The sequence below is a fragment of the Sphingopyxis sp. J-6 genome, assembly GCF_046603995.1.
Classification (GTDB): Bacteria; Pseudomonadota; Alphaproteobacteria; order Sphingomonadales; family Sphingomonadaceae; genus Sphingopyxis.
In genome coordinates, this window is record NZ_CP145810.1 from 501791 (window position 1) to 517199 (window position 15409).

Sequence of the window (15409 nt, forward strand, 5' to 3'; positions counted from 1 at the left end):
ATGGGCCCCGGCTTTCGCCGGGGAACACAAAGGTCAGGCCGAAAGGCTGGCGTAGGCCCAGTCGAGCCACGGCCCGAGCGCCTCCACATCGGCGGTGTCGACGGTCGCGCCGCACCAGATGCGGAGGCCCGGGGGCGCGTCGCGATAGCCTGCGATGTCGTAAGCCGTGCCCTCGGCTTCGAGCAGCCCCGCGAACTTCTTGATGAAGCCCTCGTCGGCGCCCGCGACCGACAGACAGACCGAGGTCTTCGAGCGGCTGGCGGGATCGGCGGCGAGATGGCTCAGCCAGTCGCGGTCGGCGACGATCTTGTCGAGCGCGGCGGCGTTCGCATCGCTGCGCGCCTTCAGCCCGTCGAGACCGCCGAGCGACTTCGCCCATTCGAGCGCGAAGATCGCATCCTCGACCGCGAGCATCGAGGGGGTGTTGATCGTCTCGCCCTTGAACACGCCCTCGGCGAGTGCGCCCTTCGAAACGAGGCGGAACACCTTCGGCAGCGGCCAGGCGGGGGTGTAATTCTCGAGCCGTTCGACGGCGCGCGGGCCGAGGATCAGCACGCCATGGCCACCTTCGCCGCCGAGCACCTTCTGCCAACTGAAGGTTGCGACGTCGATCTTGTCCCATGGCAGGTCGTAAGCGAACACCGCGCTGGTCGCGTCGGCGAAGCTCAGGCCCTCGCGGTCGGCGGCGATCCAGTCGCCGTTCGGGACGCGGACGCCCGAGGTGGTGCCGTTCCAGGTGAAGAGGACGTCGTTCGACCAGTCGACCTTGGTCAGATCGGGAAGCTGGCCGTAATCGGCGCGGATGACGGTGGGGTCGAGCTTGAGCTGCTTGGCGGCATCGGTGACCCAGCCTTCGCCGAAGCTTTCCCACGCCAGCGTTGTGACGGGGCGGGCGCCGAGCATCGTCCACATCGCCATTTCGAAGGCGCCGGTGTCACTGCCGGGAACGATGCCGATGCGGTGCGTGTCGGGGAGCTGCAGCATTTCGCGCATCAGGTCGATGCAATATTGCAGGCGCGTCTTGCCGATCTTGGCGCGGTGCGACCGGCCCAGCGATTCGACAGCGATTTTGGAGGCATCCCAGCCCGGCGGCTTCGCACAGGGACCGGAAGAAAAATAGGGGCGCGTCGGGCGCACCTGTGGCGTCGTCACTTCACTCATCATAGTCTCTCCTTGCAGAGAGCTCGCGCGGCGTTGGGACCGCGTGGCCCGGCGCCGCCTTTAGGGTCGCGCGCCCGCCTGTCAAATGAAATGCGCGGCCCGGGCGAAATTAGCGACGAGGCGAGAAGATAGTTTACAGCCTGTTAACCAAATTGTCGGTAAATTGACGCCCATGGCGATCCCTTCCTTCCTGCAGCCCCGGATGCTCGTCGCAGCCACCATGGCACTGACGCTTTCGGCCTGTTTCGGAACGCCCGAGGCGATGAAGAACAACCGCGGGAAGCGGCCGGACGCGAGCGCCAGTGCAAACACGCCCAAGCGTCCGCAGGTTACAGGAACGCCCTCCTTCACCAGTGCCGAGGCGCAGCAATGCGCGTTCGACCTCAAGCAGGCGGGGGTGCGTTTCACGCCGCTGCCCAACCAGGATCATGGCGGCGGCTGCAGCTCGATCGATTCGGTGAAGCTGCTCGATATCGGCACCCCGGTCACGAACCTCGGCGCGATGACCTGTCCGCTCGCGCGCAATTTCGCGGCATGGGCGCAATATGCGGTCCGCCCCGCGGCGCGGAAATATTTCGGACAAGAGGTCGTCAAGATCGAGACCTATGGCACCTATAGCTGCCGCAACATCTATGGCGGCCGCTCGGGCCGGTTGTCGCAGCACGCCTATTCGAACGCGGTCGATGTGTCGGGCTTTGTGCTTGCCGACGGACGGCGGGTCATGCTCGACGGCGGCTGGCAGGGCGACAAGCCGTCGCAGGAGTTTCTCCGCGCGCTGCACAAATCGGCGTGCCGGCGCTTCGGCACCGTGCTGAGCCCCGATTACAATGCGGCGCATTATAACCACTTCCACCTCGACATGAGCGGCAACGGCTACTGCCGCTAAACGCCCGCGCGGCTTGGCAAAGCGGCGCCGAGCGGGTAGCCGTCCGCCCATGACGAAAGACAAGCAGCCCCATCGTTCGCGTTTCCACAAGGCCAAGGACGACGCGCGTTTCGCCGAACAGGCGACCACCACACCGCAGACCGCCAGTGCCGCTTACCGGCTCGCCTTTCAGGATACCGACTTCCTGCTGCGCGAGGATTTGCGCCCGGTGCGCTTCCAGCTCGAACTGCTCAAGCCCGAACTGCTGCTCGACGAAGCGGGGATCGAATCGACGCTCGTCATCTATGGCTCGGCGCGCATTCCCGAACCCGACGAGGCCGACGCGCTGGAAACCGCGGCGACCGACGATGTCCAGCGCAACATCGCGCGGCGGCTGAAGGCGAAGGCGCATTATTACGACGAAGCGCGGGCGCTGGCGCGGCTCGCTAGCCAAGTGCCGTGCGACGACAAGGGTTGCCGCCATTTCGTCGTCTGCTCGGGCGGAGGACCGTCGATCATGGAAGCCGCGAACCGCGGCGCCGCCGACGAGGGTCGTGAGTCGATCGGGCTCAACATCGTGCTACCGCACGAGCAGGCGCCGAACCGGTACGTCACCCCCGACCTCAGCTTCCAGTTCCACTATTTCGCGCTCAGGAAGATGCACTTCCTGCTTCGTGCGCGCGCCGTCGCGGTGTTCCCCGGCGGCTTCGGCACCTTCGACGAGATGTTCGAGCTGCTGACGCTGATCCAGACCGGCAAGATCAAGCCGATCCCGATCGTGCTGTTCGGCAAGGAGTTCTGGCACCGCGTCGTCAATTTCGACGCGCTGGTCGAGGAGGGGGTGATCAGCGCCCGCGACCTCGACCTCTTCACCTTCGTCGAGACCGCCGCCGAGGCGTGGGCGATCATCGACGGTTTCTACGCGAATATCGAAGAGACGCATTGAGCGCCGAAATCCTCCCTGTCGCAAAAGCGGCGGGGAGGGTGGTCGAAAGCTATTTCGACTGTTCTTTCAGATACAGGATCAGCGCCTTGCGGTCGGCGGCATCGATTACGCCGGCAAAGGCCATACGTGTGCCGGGCAGCGCCTTCATCGGCGCTTCGAGATAGGTGTCGAGCGCCGCTTCGTCCCAGATGCCGCCCTTCGCCTTCATGGCGCCCGAATAGGAAAAACCTTCGTGCGAGGCGACCGCGCGGCCAACGACGCCGTGCAGGTTGGGACCGATCCCGTTGCGGCCGCCGGCGTCGATCGTGTGGCAGGCCGTGCAGCGCTTGAAGATCTGCTCGCCCATTGCCGCGGTCGGTTCGATCGCAGCGGCGGGCGCTTCGGCGGCAGCCTCGCCGGTCGTCGCCGAATCGGCCGCCGGTTCGCTCTTGCCGCAGCCGGCGAGGGCAAGCGCGCCCGCCAGCAGGACGGGCAGGGTGCGCATTATTTCTTGGCTTCGGCCGGAGCGGGGGCCGCACCGGCGGCGGGCGCAGCGCCCTCGGCCGGGGCTGCGGCAGCCTTGTCCGCGCCTTCGGCCGGCGCCGCAGCGCCTTCCGCGGGAGCGGCGGCATCGGCGGCCGGGGCCGCCTCGGCGGCGGGCAGCGGCAGGTTCGAGCCCTGCGCGTTCAGATAGACGAGCAGATTGGCACGATCCTCGGCGCTGCCAAGGCCGGCGAACGACATTTTCGTGCCGGGCGCGAACTTGCGCGGGCTGGTCAGCCACGCGTCCATCTTTTCGAAGTCCCAGCTACCACCCATGCCCGAGAGCGCGGTCGAGAAAGCGAAGCCATGCTTGCCGTGGCCGATTTCCTCGCCCAGCGTGCCATAGAGGTTGGGGCCGATGCCGTTGGCGCCGCCCGAATTGATCGTGTGACAGGCGGCGCATTTCGCGAACACCGCTTCGCCCTTGGCGACGTCGGCCGCAGCGAGCAGGTTGCCGAGCGGCACGGCCGATTCGCCGCCGCCGGCACCGCCTTCGGCGTCCTCGATGGGGAAACCAGGCTTTTCGGGGGCGTGACCGGCGAACAGCATGCCCGATCCGATCGTCAGGCCCAGCGCGCAAATGCCGGCAAAAAGTACCCATCCGGCAATAGTGTTGTTGCGATTGTCCATGCTCTTGCAGCCCCGTTCGCTGGCGCCCGCTCTGGACGCACGATATGATTTGGTCGCTCCCTTACTGGCGCGGGCACGGTGGCGCAAGGGGATGAAATGGCCGATCGCCGAGTCGCGCGCGAGTTGCGAACGCTTCGTCGCCCGGCTATGCGCCGCCGCTCCGGTTGAGGAAGGTGGTCATGGGCAGTTATTCGGCATCCGCGCAGCATCTGGTCGACGCCATGACGGCGGCGGCGCTCGCCGAACCGGCGCGCGGGCTGGCGTTTCAGGGCGCGCCCGGTGCGAACAGCGACCTTGCGGCGCGCGAATATGCGGCGGATTCGTTGCCGCTCCCCTGCTACAGCTTCGAGGATGCGATCGATGCCGTTCGCGAAGGCCGGGTTGACCGCGCGATCATCCCGATCGAAAACAGCCTGCACGGCCGCGTCGCCGACATCCACTTCCTGCTTCCCGAATCCGGTCTGTCGATCGTCGGCGAACATTTCCTGCGCATCCGCCACGGCCTGATGAGCCGCAACCTCGGACCGATCACCCGCGCGATGAGCCACGAGCAGGCGCTCGGCCAGTGCCGCCACTGGCTGCGCGCCAACCATATCGATCCGGTCGCGCACAGCGATACGGCGGGCGCGGCGGCGTGGGTCGCCGACAGCGACGAAGTCGGCCTTGCCGCAGTGGCGCCGCCGCATGCCGCCGATCTGTACGGGCTGACGCTGCACGAAGCCGGGATCGAGGACGCCGACCACAATATGACGCGCTTCGTCGTGCTGGCGCGCGAACCGCTCGCCGAAGTACCGCAGGGCGTGCCGCTCATGACGACCTTCGTCTTCGAGGTGAAGAATATTCCTGCTGCGCTGTACAAGGCGCTTGGCGGCTTCGCGACGAACGGCGTCAATATGACCAAGCTCGAGAGCTATCAGGTCGGCGGCAGCTTCGCGGCGACGAAATTCTACGCCGACATCGTCGGCGCGCCGGGCGAGGACCATATCGACCGGGCGCTCGAGGAACTGGATTTCCAGACCAAATCGCTGCGGTTGCTCGGGACCTATCGTCAGGCTCGGGTCCGGCCCTAGGGCTGGCTTTGGCGCGCATCACTTACCGCGGGCGCGCAGCGTCCGTGCCAACGCAAAGCTCTGCACGACGAACAGCGTCACGAGGATGCTGGCGACGAACAGACCGAACAGGTCGAACGGCGAAAAATTGGTGCCGCGAATGTCGCCGCCGCCGACGATCGGCATCGCCATCGTCATCGCCATCAGCATCAGGCGGAGTTCGGTCGGACCGCCGGCCATGTAGGACAGGCGAAATTCGCCGACCACCTTCGCGGAGAGGAAGGTGTGGATCGACAGCAGGAAATAGCCGATGACCCCCATCAACGCGACGTCGAGCCGCAGATAGGGGCTCATGCCGATGGCGCTGATCATCAGCAGCGTGGCGGCGGCGTCGACGCTGTGATCGACGAAATAGCCATAAGCGGGGCGCTCGATCCGCCGCCAGCGGGCAAGGCTGCCGTCGAGCGAGTCGCCGAACCAGTTGACGATGTAACCGACCAACGACAGGCCGAGCCATTCGCTGTCCTGCCAGCTCAATATATAGCCTGCGGCGACGAGCACCGCGCCGAGGAAGCCCAATATGGTGAGCTGGTCGGGGGTCACCCAGCGAGGCAGGCGCGGGCAGATCCAGTTCAGCAGCCGCCGCTCGCTTCGCGCCAGAATATTTTGCTGGATACGGACCGGCGGTGTCACGGTGGTCTGGATGCGGGGATTGCTGCTCATGCTCGTCTTTCGCGGAGGACTGTCACATCTGTGTCAGCCAGACGTCACCGCAGCGTCATAGTTCGCCTTGGCCGCGGAAGATAGTGCTGGAGCGGGCCAAGGGGACGGGAGGCCTCCCAAACGCGTCCAACGTCGGGCGCCAGCCGCCTATTCGCGCCAGGGCCCGATTTCGCCGACCTCGCCGATCGTGCGGAAGCGGACGCCATCGTCGACCCACGCGACCTCCCACATCGGTGCCGGACGCGCCCATTCGCCGATGACGAACAGCGGAATCCGGTTCGCCCCGACAAAGGCAAGGTCGTCGTCGGTCGGGCCGGGAACGATGGTTGTCGACCGCTGGTGCAGGCGAATGATCGCGAGCGTGCCCTTCGGCGGCGGCGGCAGCGACTGGCGCGCGGGCAGGCCGAAGCTGGCGACGATATCGGGAAAACCCTTGTCGTCGCGCACGAGGAGCAGCACCTTGTCGGCGGTCGCGACCGGACCGCCGACCGGGTGCCCGACGACCTTGCGCCCCGCGATGGCGGCGAATTGGCGGACGTCGGTGTCGGCTATGGACGGCGGTGCGTCATTTGGCGCTGTGACTGGCGGCAATGCATCTTGCGCGGCAGCGGTTGAAATGACGGCGACCGCAAGCAGGGCGGACATGAGGACACGCAAGCAAATGGCTCCGATCGATGTTACAAGACAGCGGGCAATATCTGGCTCGCTTCTTTGGCAGGAATTTCGGTCAGCAACTCGTAGAAACTGCCCGTCGTGCGGCAGACATCGGCTTCGGGTGCCATGCTTGAGCTCAAAACCTTACGCACCCTGGCTTCCGGTACCCCCGAGCGCTTAATCAACCTTCCGATCAATTCACCCGGAATGCTAGCGTTTTTGTGAACGAGGGCCCATTCTCGATCATCATACTGATCGTGTACAACCGAGAACATCCGATACTGATAGTCCGGCGCGATGTAGGCAGTGCTGTTCCCCTGCCGGAGGTAGGTTCGCGGATTGCGGATGAAATCCGCACAACCCCGTGGATTGTCCTTCATCTTCTTGATCATCGCCGCACGGAATCTCGCATCAGCGACTTGCAATTCATAGGGAAGCTTATCGATGATCAGATAATAGGTCTCGGTAATCTCTCGCATCATGATGCGGTTGCGGGCTTCATCGAGCGTGTCGAATTCGGCGGCGACGCGCTGCAGCGTGGCATAGGTTTTCGGGCTTTCGACGCGTAGAGTTTCCACCGATCGTCCGTCCGCGCTTGCATATGGAAAGGTGCCGATGAATTCGGCGATATGCTTGTCGGTGTTTGCGGCCGACAGCGCCGCGACGGCGGCCGGATTATGATCAATCTGCGATGAGTCACTTCCGGCGAGGCGGCCGATTGCCGAAAGGGCCAGAAAGGCGATAATAGCCCAGGTCCAGGCGCCCGGCCCCTTGACCCCACCACCTTCGACCTTCTTTTCCCAGCGCGCGACAAGCGCGGGCTGCCAATGCTCCTGCTCCAGCCAAGGATAGTCGCGGCGCACCGTCGCGATCAGATTGGACATGCGCGGTTTGTCGATCCGCCGCATCCAAAGCATGCCCTCGGGCTTCCCCCGCGTCAGTTCGGCCCATTCGCGATGATAGGCGTGGCCGGGCGTCTCGATTTCGCGGACCAGGCTGTGGCCCTCATGTGCATTGAACAGCCAGGGGATCGCCGGATGGATGCCGAGTTCGTGCGCGCGCGCGGCCCAATGGAAATATTCCGCCACCTTGGGGAACAGGTCGGCGCCGCGCGGAAAACGTTCGGCGAGCAGTTGGGCGAGCCATGCTTCGATGCGGGCGTAATGGCCGAGATCGGCCATGCGTTCGTCGGCGAACAGCGCGTCGATATGCTGTTCAAGTTCCTCGGTTTCAGCTGCCGTCAGCGCATTTTCGCCAACGAAAAGATCGACGACGCGCTGGAACCGCCGATGGTCTTCATCATTATATTCGACGGTGAAGACCGGTCTTTCCTGAGGTGCGCCGCCAGCCGCCGGTTCCTCGCTTCGCACCCGCTCGCGGTCGTCGGGCAGCGGCGTACCGAGTCCGAAATCATCATCTTCTTCGCCGGCCGTTTCGGGATGGAGAAACTGCCCCGACAATGCGGCATCGCGCGCGTCGCGCAATGCCATATAGGCCTCGGTCTCGGCATCATGATCGAGCGTCTTGAGCAGACGCGAATAAGCTTCGCGGATCGTCTTGCGGTCGTCCGTGGCGGCAATCTCCAGGATCGTCCACGGCCAGTGGGCGGCGGTCACAGCCGGTAATCCCGTTCCAGCTCTTCCAGCGCCGCGGCCAGCGATCCGCGCGCCGTCTCGATCTCACGTGGATCCTGGGTTTCGAGCACGCCTTCGAATTGGAGCAGCATGCGTCCGATATGTTCACGCCGCTCGTCGATGAACTCTTCGTAGAGGCGGGCCGCCCAGCCGACAACATATTGGTTTTCGGCAACATCGCGCGGGTGGGTTTTGAGCGCCGCAAGTTGCTCGCGCCGGGTCTTCAGTTGCTCGGGAGTCAAAGCCTCGCCATCGTCGGCGATCAGCATCGAGCGCGTCTCGCCGGTTTCGGGGATGGTGACATCGACATCCAGCAGGCCCGAGCTGTCGTATGTGAAGCGGCAATCGATCGAAACCTGTCCGGCGGGCTTTTTCGGGATGGGGAATTCCATCGTCCCAAGCTGGATATTGTTCGCGACCTCGCGCGATTCGCCTTGGTAGATATTGAGCCTGATGTGGCTTTGATTGTCGGACATCGACGCATAATTGTTTGTGCGGCTGATTGGTGTCGGGCTGTTGCGGCTGATGATCGGCGAGAAAAGGCCGCCGCGCAGCCGGCCGTGGCTGTCATATTCGGTTACCTCGACGCCCAGCGTGAATGGGCAGATGTCGGTGAGCCGGACCTCATCGAGCGCCGCGTTGCGTGCGACGAGCCCGGCCTGTATCGCCGCGCCGATAGCAACGGCATGGTCGGGATGGACGATATGGTTGGGAAAACGGCCGAACATCTTGGTGATGGCCTTGCGGATAATCGGCATCCGCGTTGCGCCGCCGACGAGGACGATGTCGCTCAGCGCTTCGATTCGGAGATTGCTCTCGCGGAGCGAGCGCAGGATCGGATCGCGCAGACGGGTCAGCAGCGGTTCGGCCAGCCTTTCGAATTGCTCGGCTGTGATCGTTAGTTCGAACTGCCGATCGCCTAGCGTCAGGGCGAGCTTCGCTTCGGCTTGGTCGGTCAGCATCCGCCGGGCGGTGTCGGCGACCTGAAACAGCCGCGCTTCGAGCAGGTTGCGCCGTATGTCGGACGGAAATTCGTGCATCTCCATCCAATGCGCGACGATCGCGTTGGTGAAATCGTCGCCGCCGAGCCGGTTGTCGCCCGATGAGGCGCGCACCTCGACGATCGCATCGAACATCTCGACAATCGATACGTCGAACGTCCCGCCGCCAAGGTCGAACACGAGAAAAGGCTCGCGGTCTTGCTTATCGGCGATGCCGAAGGCGAGCGCCGCAGCGGTCGGCTCGTTGAGCAGACGCGCGACCTTGAGTCCGGCCAACTCGCCGGCGCGGCGCGTCGCCTTGCGCTGCTTGTCGTTAAAGTAGGCGGGAACGGTGATGACCGCCTCGGTCACCTCTTCGCCGGTCGCGGCCTCGATATCCTCCTTCAGGCTGCGGAGGACGATCGCCGACATGTCCTCGGCCTTGAACGAATGGCGGCCGATCTTGATCGTACGGTTGGTGCCGATGAAGCGTTTGAAGCTGGTGGCGGCTTCGGCGGGTTTCGGCACCCAATGATTGAGGGCAGGCTTGCCGATCAGCGTCGTTCCATCCGGCAGGACGGCCACCGCCGAGGGCGTCAACAGATCGCCCAGCGCGTTGGGGATCAGCCGTGTTTCGCCATTGTCGAAAATTGCCGCTGCACTGTTGGTCGTACCCAAATCGATGCCGACGATCATCCTGCCCCCAAACGAACCCCTGAAATGGCGATGCTGAAGATCGCTCCCATCACGCGACGTGCCTCAACTCGTTTCGCGGATCAACGCAAAGTTGATCCGCGAATCAATGCGCGTCGCCCCAGCTCTTGCCGACGCCGATCTCGACCTCGAGCGGCACCGAGAGGGTGAGCGCTGGCTCGGCGGCGGCCATCATGACGGCGCGAATGACGTCCCCCGCGGCCGCGGCCTTGTCCTCGGGCGCCTCGAAGACGAGTTCGTCGTGGACTTGCAGCAGCATCTTCACGTCGCCGAGCCCGGCGGCTTCGAGCGCTGCCGGCATGCGCGCCATCGCGCGCTTGATCAGGTCGGCGCTGGTGCCCTGGATCGGCGCGTTGATCGCGGCGCGTTCGCTGCCCGCGCGTTCGTTCTGGCTCGCCGCCTTGATGCGCGGGAACCAGGTTTTCCGACCGAACAAAGTCTCGGTATAACCCTTGGCGCGCGCGCTATCGAGCGTGTCGGTGATATAGTCGCTGATGCCGGGGAAGCGCTCGAAATAGCGCGCGATCAGCGCCTGCGCCTCGTCGGGCGTGACCTCGAGCCGGCCCGCAAGACCCCAGCGCGAGATGCCGTAGAGGATCGAAAAATTGACCGTCTTCGCCTTGCCGCGCGTGTCGCGGTTGACCTCGCCGAACAATTCGATTGCGGTCGCGGCGTGAATGTCCTGCCCCTGCGCAAAGGCTTCCTTGAGTTCGGGGACGTCGGCCATATGCGCCGCGAGACGCAGTTCGATCTGGCTATAGTCGGCGGCGATCAGCACATGCTCCGGCGCCGCGATGAAGGCGTCGCGGATCTGGCGGCCGGTTTCGGTGCGGATCGGGATGTTCTGGAGATTGGGATCGGTCGACGACAGCCGCCCGGTCTGCGCTCCGACGAGGCTGTAGCTGGTGTGGACGCGGCCGGTCTTCGCATTGATCTGTTGCTGCAGCGCGTCGGTGTAAGTCGATTTGAGCTTCGACAGCTGGCGCCATTCGAGGATCTTGCGCGCGATCGGCACGCCGTCGCGTTCGAGGCGTTCGAGCTCGCTCTGGTCGGTCGACCAGTCGCCCGACTTGCCCTTGCGCCCGCCCTTGAGCCCCATCTTGTCGAACAGGATTTCGCCGAGCTGCTTGGGGCTGCCGATGGTGAAGGGCTGGCCGGCGAGCTCGTGAATCTCGCCCTCCATGCGCAGCATGTCGTTGGCGAATTCGCCCGACAGCCGCGCGAGATAGTCGCGGTTCACCATGATGCCCGCGCGCTCCATCGTCTCGACGATCGCGGCGAGGGGCCGGTCGACCATTTCGTAGACGCGCGTGCCGCCTTCGAGCGGCAGGCGGAGCTTGAGCAGTTTCCAGAGGCGCCAGGCGACCTCGGCGTCCTCTGCGGCATAATGCGTCGCACGATCGAGCGGGACTTCGGCGAAGCTGATCTGCGACTTGCCGGTGCCGCACACTTCCTTGAACGAGATGCAGACATGGTCGAGATGCAGCTTCGCCAGTTCGTCGAGCCCGTGCTGGTGCTTGCCCGCGTCGAGCGCGAAGCTCATCACCAGCGTATCGTCATAGGGCGCGATGGTCAGCCCGTGCTGCGCGAGCACGCCGATGTCATATTTGAGGTTGTGCCCGACCTTGAGCACCGCCTCGTCGGCGAAAAGCGCGTGGAGGCGGCCGAGCGCGTCGTTCAGCGGAACCTGCTCGGGCTTTTCGGCGAACATGTCGGTGCCGCCGTGGCCAAGCGGGATATAGCAGGCCTTGCCGGGGCCGGTGGACAGGCTGACCCCGACGAGCTCGCCGGTGACGCTGTCGAGCGTCGCGGTCTCGGTGTCGACCGCGACGACATGCGCGGCGCGGGCCGCTTCGATCCAGCGGTCGAGCGCTTCGATCGTCGTCACCGTCTCGTACAGCGAACGGTCGATCGGCGGCATCGGCGGGAGCGTCGGCGTCGAGGGCGCGTCCGGCGCGGCAGCGGGGGTGCTGGCCGCTCGCGGCAGCGTCGGCGGCCCGCCCGGCGTCGCGCCGAGGTCGAGCTTCGCCGAAAGCGAACGAAAACCATGCTCGTCGAGGAAGGCCTTGAGCGGCAGCGGCGGGATCGCGCCGAGTTTCAGGTCGTCGAGCGCGTCGGGCAGGTCGCAGTCGCGCTTCAGGTCGACGAGGATGCGCGACAGTTCGGCCATCGCGCGATGCTCGATCAAATTGTCGCGCAGCTTGCTGGCCTTCATCGTCGCGGCACCGTCGAGCGCGGCGGTGAGATTGCCATATTCCTGGATCAGCTTGGTCGCGGTCTTGGGGCCGACGCCGCGCACGCCGGGAACATTGTCGACGCTGTCGCCCATCAGCGCGAGCACGTCGCCGACCAGATCGGGGGTGACGCCGAACTTCTCGTTCACCGCTTCGAGGCCGAGCCGGACATTCTTCATCGTGTCGAGCATGTCGACCTGCGGTCCCTCGGCGGGCTCGCGGATCAGCTGCATCAGATCCTTGTCGCTGCTGACGATCGTGACGTCCCAGCCCGCGCGCACCGCCGCCTCCGCATAGCTCGCGATCAGATCGTCGGCCTCGAACCCCTCCATCTCGATGCACGGCAGCGAAAAGGCGCGCGTTGCGTCGCGGATCAGCGGGAATTGCGGACGCAGATCCTCGGGCGGCTCGGGCCGGTTCGCCTTGTATTGGTCATAGATTTCGTTGCGGAACGACTGGCTCGAATGGTCGAGGATGACCGCAAGATGCGTCGGCCCGTCGGCGTCATGCAGGTCTTTCGCGAGCTTCCAGAGCATCGTCGTATAGCCGTAAACCGCGCCAACGGGCACACCCATCGGGTTCGTCAGCGGCGGCAGGCGGTGGTAGGCGCGGAAGATGTAGCTGGAGCCATCGACCAGATAGAGATGATTCTTCTCGGACATGGCGCGGGGTGTAGCAGGGGGATGAGGGACGGCCTAGCTATGTCCGCGCGAGGCGTTGCCGAGCGAAGACCGGGGTGTCCGCTTGGAAGAGAAAGCAGGCATTAGCAAATTGCAGCCTATAAGTTGCGGTCGGTAGGACCAGACACAGGATGACTCCTTCATGCACCGCCGCTTTGGATCGAAGATTGCCCTTATGGCGTGTTTAGGAGCATGTGCGATCACCTCGCCTGCGAGATCAAATAGCGACGCAACGTTTCGCGACGAAGATGTTTTGGTTCGTGATTTCCTTCTCGGCGACATGACGGCGTGGAAACTCAGTTCATTCTGCTTTAACACCACCTTGGAAGGCCTCGACGCCAACTCGCTCGAATGGCTGCAAAAGCTCCCCGGGCCGGCCCGGAAAAGCAAAGTCGAACGAAAATATCTCAGAGATCTAAAATCGGTTTCGGCAAAATTTGAACCGCGACCGACCAAGTTGGCGTCGGCGGAAGAGCTGGATGCGGGCCCTTTCCATGTGAGGGCAGGAAAGCTGGAAGAGTGCGAGACTTCCGCAACCTTCAGGCTTCAACGCGTCTTGGTGAAGAACGGGAAGGCCTTTCTGTCAGGCGTTATGGCTACCCCGTGCGCGGGAGTGCCGTTTGGCATTACCTTTCGGAAACGCGGCTCCAAATGGGAGAGGCAGCATACCGCATATTATTACACCGCAATGGGACCGCCCGGGTGTAGTTATATATCAAAGGCGGCCGCGGGGCGGCCGACAGATTCCTTCCTCATTCTAGAGAAATAGCGTCTGCTGATCGCGGGCAGAAATAGATGTCCGCAAGCGGTCGTTAGCGGACGGTCGGAGCGCGCGCGTCTATTCTCGATAATCGATCGTCAGCTTTGCCGCCGCCGCGACCGCTGCGGCACGGGCCTCGTCGGTGGTGCCGCCCGCGACCTTTGCGAGCGTCACGCCCATGCGGCGATACGGCCGCGTCACCGGCTTGCCGAAGATGCGGGCATCGACCGAGGTTCCGGCGTTCGGCGCGGCCAGCGCATCGGCGAGACCGGTGATCGCGAAATCCTGCGCTTCGCGATCGGCGAGCAGGACGGCGCTGGCGCTCGCGTCGGGCACCGCGATGGCGGGGACCGGCAGATCGAGGATCGCGCGTGCATGGAGGTCGAATTCCGACAGATCCTGCGAGATCAGGGTCACCATCCCAGTATCGTGCGGGCGGGGTGACAGCTCGGAGAAGATCACCGCGTCACCCTTCACGAAGAATTCGACCCCGAAGATGCCGTGTCCGCCCAGCGCATCGACGACCTTGGTCGCCATATCCTGCGCCGACTGCAGCGCCGCCGCGGACATCGCCGCCGGCTGCCAGCTTTCGCGGTAGTCGCCGCGTTCCTGCCGGTGGCCGATCGGCGGGCAGAAGCTGACGCCATCCTTGTGACGCACCGTGAGCAGGGTGATCTCATAATCGAAATCGATGAAGGCCTCGGCGATCACGCGCAGGCGGTCGCCGCGCATGCCCGCGGCGGCATAGTCCCATGCGGCGTCGATGCCGGCGGCGTCCTTGACCGTGCTCTGTCCCTTGCCCGACGACGACATCACCGGCTTGACGACGAGCGGGAAACCCACCCGCGTCGCCGCCGCAGCGAGTTCGTCGCGGCTCGTCGCATATTCGAAGGTAGAGGTGGTGAGGCCAAGCTCGCTCGCCGCGAGGTCGCGGATCGCGTCGCGGTTCATCGTCAGCTCTGCGGCGCGCGCCGACGGGACGATGTGAAAGCCTTCGGCCTCCAGCTCGGCGAGCACTTCGGTGCGGATCGCCTCGACCTCGGGCACGACATGATCGGGGCGGTGCTTTTCGATCGTGGCGCGCAGCGCATCGCCGTCGAGCATCGAGAAGACCTCGAACCCGTCGGCGACCTGCATCGCCGGCGCGCCGGCATAGCTGTCGCAGGCGACGACATGGCAGCCGAGCCGCTTGGCGGAGATCACGAATTCGCGCCCGAGTTCGCCCGAGCCGAGCAGCAAGATTTTGGCGGTGGGAGTCATGGCAATCTTTCCGTCGATGTTGGGCGCAAGATTCGGGACGCGCCGCTGTCTCGCGCTTGCCATATGAAGTTCATCGACAAAGTGCGACAGCGAATGACAGGATCGAAGCCGTGACTCACTATTTCAAAACCATCTGGTCCCCGGTCGGCGAATTGACGCTGGTCGCCAATGCCGAAGGCCTTGCCGCGATCCTGTGGGAAAACGACCGGCCGGGGCGCGTCCGGCTCGGCCCGTTGACCGAGGATGACACGCATCCGGTGCTGGTCGAAACCGAGCGGCAACTCGGCGAATATTTCGCGGGCGAGCGCCGCGAGTTCGACGTGCCGCTGTCCTTTGCGGGAAGCGATTTCCAGAAGCGCGTCTGGCGGGAGCTGCTCGCCATCCCGTTCGGCGAGACGCGCAGCTATGGCGAGATCGCGCATCAGCTCGGCAATGCTGGTGCTTCGCGCGCCGTGGGCGCCGCCAACGGCCGCAATCCCATCTCGATCATCGCGCCATGCCACCGGGTCGTCGGATCGACTGGGAAGCTGACCGGCTTTGCGGGCGGGCTGGAGGCGAAGGCGTTCCTGCTCGAACTCGAGCGATAGGACGTCTTCG

14 protein-coding genes are annotated in these 15409 nt (G+C 64.6%); 5 read left to right on the forward strand and 9 right to left on the reverse strand.

Annotation, left to right across the window (positions count from 1 at the left end; translation table 11 throughout):
* Window positions 1-33: 33 nt before the first annotated feature.
* A complete protein-coding gene (locus V6U71_RS02620; RefSeq protein WP_411340866.1) occupies window positions 34-1161 on the reverse strand; it encodes a phosphoserine transaminase in 1128 nt (375 codons plus the stop codon).
* Between the two features lie 172 nt (window positions 1162-1333).
* Between V6U71_RS02620 and V6U71_RS02625 the strand changes: the two genes are divergently transcribed.
* Together V6U71_RS02625 and V6U71_RS02630 are read left to right on the forward strand one after the other, a co-directional pair.
* Window positions 1334-2047: an extensin family protein gene (locus V6U71_RS02625; protein ID WP_411340867.1), complete on the forward strand. Its 714-nt coding sequence runs from the start codon at window positions 1334-1336 to the stop codon at window positions 2045-2047.
* A 49-nt stretch (window positions 2048-2096) separates the two neighbouring features.
* Window positions 2097-2972: an LOG family protein gene (locus V6U71_RS02630; protein WP_411340868.1), complete on the forward strand. Its 876-nt coding sequence runs from the start codon at window positions 2097-2099 to the stop codon at window positions 2970-2972.
* Between the two features lie 49 nt (window positions 2973-3021).
* Here V6U71_RS02630 and V6U71_RS02635 read toward each other — a convergent pair whose 3' ends face one another.
* Window positions 3022-3456 carry a c-type cytochrome gene (locus tag V6U71_RS02635; protein WP_411340869.1) on the reverse strand — a complete coding sequence of 145 codons (435 nt, stop codon included), beginning with the start codon at window positions 3454-3456 and terminating at the stop codon, window positions 3022-3024.
* A complete protein-coding gene (locus V6U71_RS02640; RefSeq protein WP_411340870.1) occupies window positions 3456-4124 on the reverse strand; it encodes a c-type cytochrome in 669 nt (222 codons plus the stop codon). Before V6U71_RS02640 ends, V6U71_RS02635 begins: the two co-directional genes overlap by 1 nt.
* Window positions 4125-4303: 179 nt before the next feature.
* Between V6U71_RS02640 and V6U71_RS02645 the strand changes: the two genes are divergently transcribed.
* Window positions 4304-5194, forward strand: coding sequence for a prephenate dehydratase (locus tag V6U71_RS02645; RefSeq protein ID WP_411340871.1), 891 nt, complete (start codon window positions 4304-4306; stop codon window positions 5192-5194).
* Window positions 5195-5212: 18 nt separating this feature from the next.
* Here the strand turns inward: V6U71_RS02645 and V6U71_RS02650 are convergent, their stop codons facing one another.
* From V6U71_RS02650 to polA, 5 genes are all read right to left on the reverse strand, one after another.
* Entirely contained in the window at window positions 5213-5896 is a 684-nt protein-coding gene (locus V6U71_RS02650; RefSeq protein WP_411340872.1) for a CDP-alcohol phosphatidyltransferase family protein, read from the reverse strand.
* 147 nt (window positions 5897-6043) lie between these two features.
* On the reverse strand, window positions 6044-6541 hold the full coding sequence (locus V6U71_RS02655) for a hypothetical protein (RefSeq protein WP_411340873.1): 498 nt from the start codon (window positions 6539-6541) through the stop codon (window positions 6044-6046).
* A 32-nt stretch (window positions 6542-6573) separates the two neighbouring features.
* Window positions 6574-8166, reverse strand: a complete 1593-nt coding sequence (locus V6U71_RS02660; protein WP_411340874.1) for a hypothetical protein — start codon at window positions 8164-8166, stop codon at window positions 6574-6576.
* Window positions 8163-9860 carry an Hsp70 family protein gene (locus V6U71_RS02665; protein WP_411340875.1) on the reverse strand — a complete coding sequence of 566 codons (1698 nt, stop codon included), beginning with the start codon at window positions 9858-9860 and terminating at the stop codon, window positions 8163-8165. The genes V6U71_RS02660 and V6U71_RS02665 overlap by 4 nt, the downstream gene beginning before the upstream one ends.
* Before the next feature lie 103 nt (window positions 9861-9963).
* Window positions 9964-12774 carry a DNA polymerase I gene (gene polA / locus V6U71_RS02670; protein ID WP_411340876.1) on the reverse strand — a complete coding sequence of 937 codons (2811 nt, stop codon included), beginning with the start codon at window positions 12772-12774 and terminating at the stop codon, window positions 9964-9966.
* Window positions 12775-12934: 160 nt separating this feature from the next.
* On the opposite strand from polA, the gene V6U71_RS02675 reads away from it, so the two are divergent.
* The gene (locus V6U71_RS02675; RefSeq protein WP_411340877.1) at window positions 12935-13561 is read left to right on the forward strand and encodes a hypothetical protein; all 627 of its coding nucleotides are present in this window, start codon (window positions 12935-12937) and stop codon (window positions 13559-13561) included.
* A 69-nt stretch (window positions 13562-13630) separates the two neighbouring features.
* On the opposite strand, the gene purT is transcribed toward V6U71_RS02675, so the two are convergent.
* Window positions 13631-14812, reverse strand: coding sequence for a formate-dependent phosphoribosylglycinamide formyltransferase (gene purT, locus V6U71_RS02680; RefSeq protein ID WP_411340878.1), 1182 nt, complete (start codon window positions 14810-14812; stop codon window positions 13631-13633).
* Window positions 14813-14922: 110 nt separating this feature from the next.
* On the opposite strand from purT, the gene V6U71_RS02685 reads away from it, so the two are divergent.
* Window positions 14923-15399, forward strand: a complete 477-nt coding sequence (locus V6U71_RS02685) for a methylated-DNA--[protein]-cysteine S-methyltransferase (protein ID WP_411340879.1) — start codon at window positions 14923-14925, stop codon at window positions 15397-15399.
* Window positions 15400-15409 lie beyond the last annotated feature (10 nt).

Excerpts from the sequence above, each read along its gene's own strand:
- V6U71_RS02620 (WP_411340866.1), bottom strand. The coding sequence starts at position 1,161 with ATGAGTGAAGTGACGACGCCACAGGTGCGCCCGACGCGCCCCTATTTT.
- V6U71_RS02625 (WP_411340867.1), top strand. The coding sequence starts at position 1,334 with ATGGCGATCCCTTCCTTCCTGCAGCCCCGGATGCTCGTCGCAGCCACC.
- V6U71_RS02630 (WP_411340868.1), top strand. The coding sequence starts at position 2,097 with ATGACGAAAGACAAGCAGCCCCATCGTTCGCGTTTCCACAAGGCCAAG.
- V6U71_RS02635 (WP_411340869.1), bottom strand. The coding sequence starts at position 3,456 with ATGCGCACCCTGCCCGTCCTGCTGGCGGGCGCGCTTGCCCTCGCCGGC.
- V6U71_RS02640 (WP_411340870.1), bottom strand. The coding sequence starts at position 4,124 with ATGGACAATCGCAACAACACTATTGCCGGATGGGTACTTTTTGCCGGC.
- V6U71_RS02645 (WP_411340871.1), top strand. The coding sequence starts at position 4,304 with ATGGGCAGTTATTCGGCATCCGCGCAGCATCTGGTCGACGCCATGACG.
- V6U71_RS02650 (WP_411340872.1), bottom strand. The coding sequence starts at position 5,896 with ATGAGCAGCAATCCCCGCATCCAGACCACCGTGACACCGCCGGTCCGT.
- V6U71_RS02655 (WP_411340873.1), bottom strand. The coding sequence starts at position 6,541 with ATGTCCGCCCTGCTTGCGGTCGCCGTCATTTCAACCGCTGCCGCGCAA.
- V6U71_RS02665 (WP_411340875.1), bottom strand. The coding sequence starts at position 9,860 with ATGATCGTCGGCATCGATTTGGGTACGACCAACAGTGCAGCGGCAATT.
- polA (WP_411340876.1), bottom strand. The coding sequence starts at position 12,774 with ATGTCCGAGAAGAATCATCTCTATCTGGTCGATGGCTCCAGCTACATC.
- V6U71_RS02675 (WP_411340877.1), top strand. The coding sequence starts at position 12,935 with ATGCACCGCCGCTTTGGATCGAAGATTGCCCTTATGGCGTGTTTAGGA.
- purT (WP_411340878.1), bottom strand. The coding sequence starts at position 14,812 with ATGACTCCCACCGCCAAAATCTTGCTGCTCGGCTCGGGCGAACTCGGG.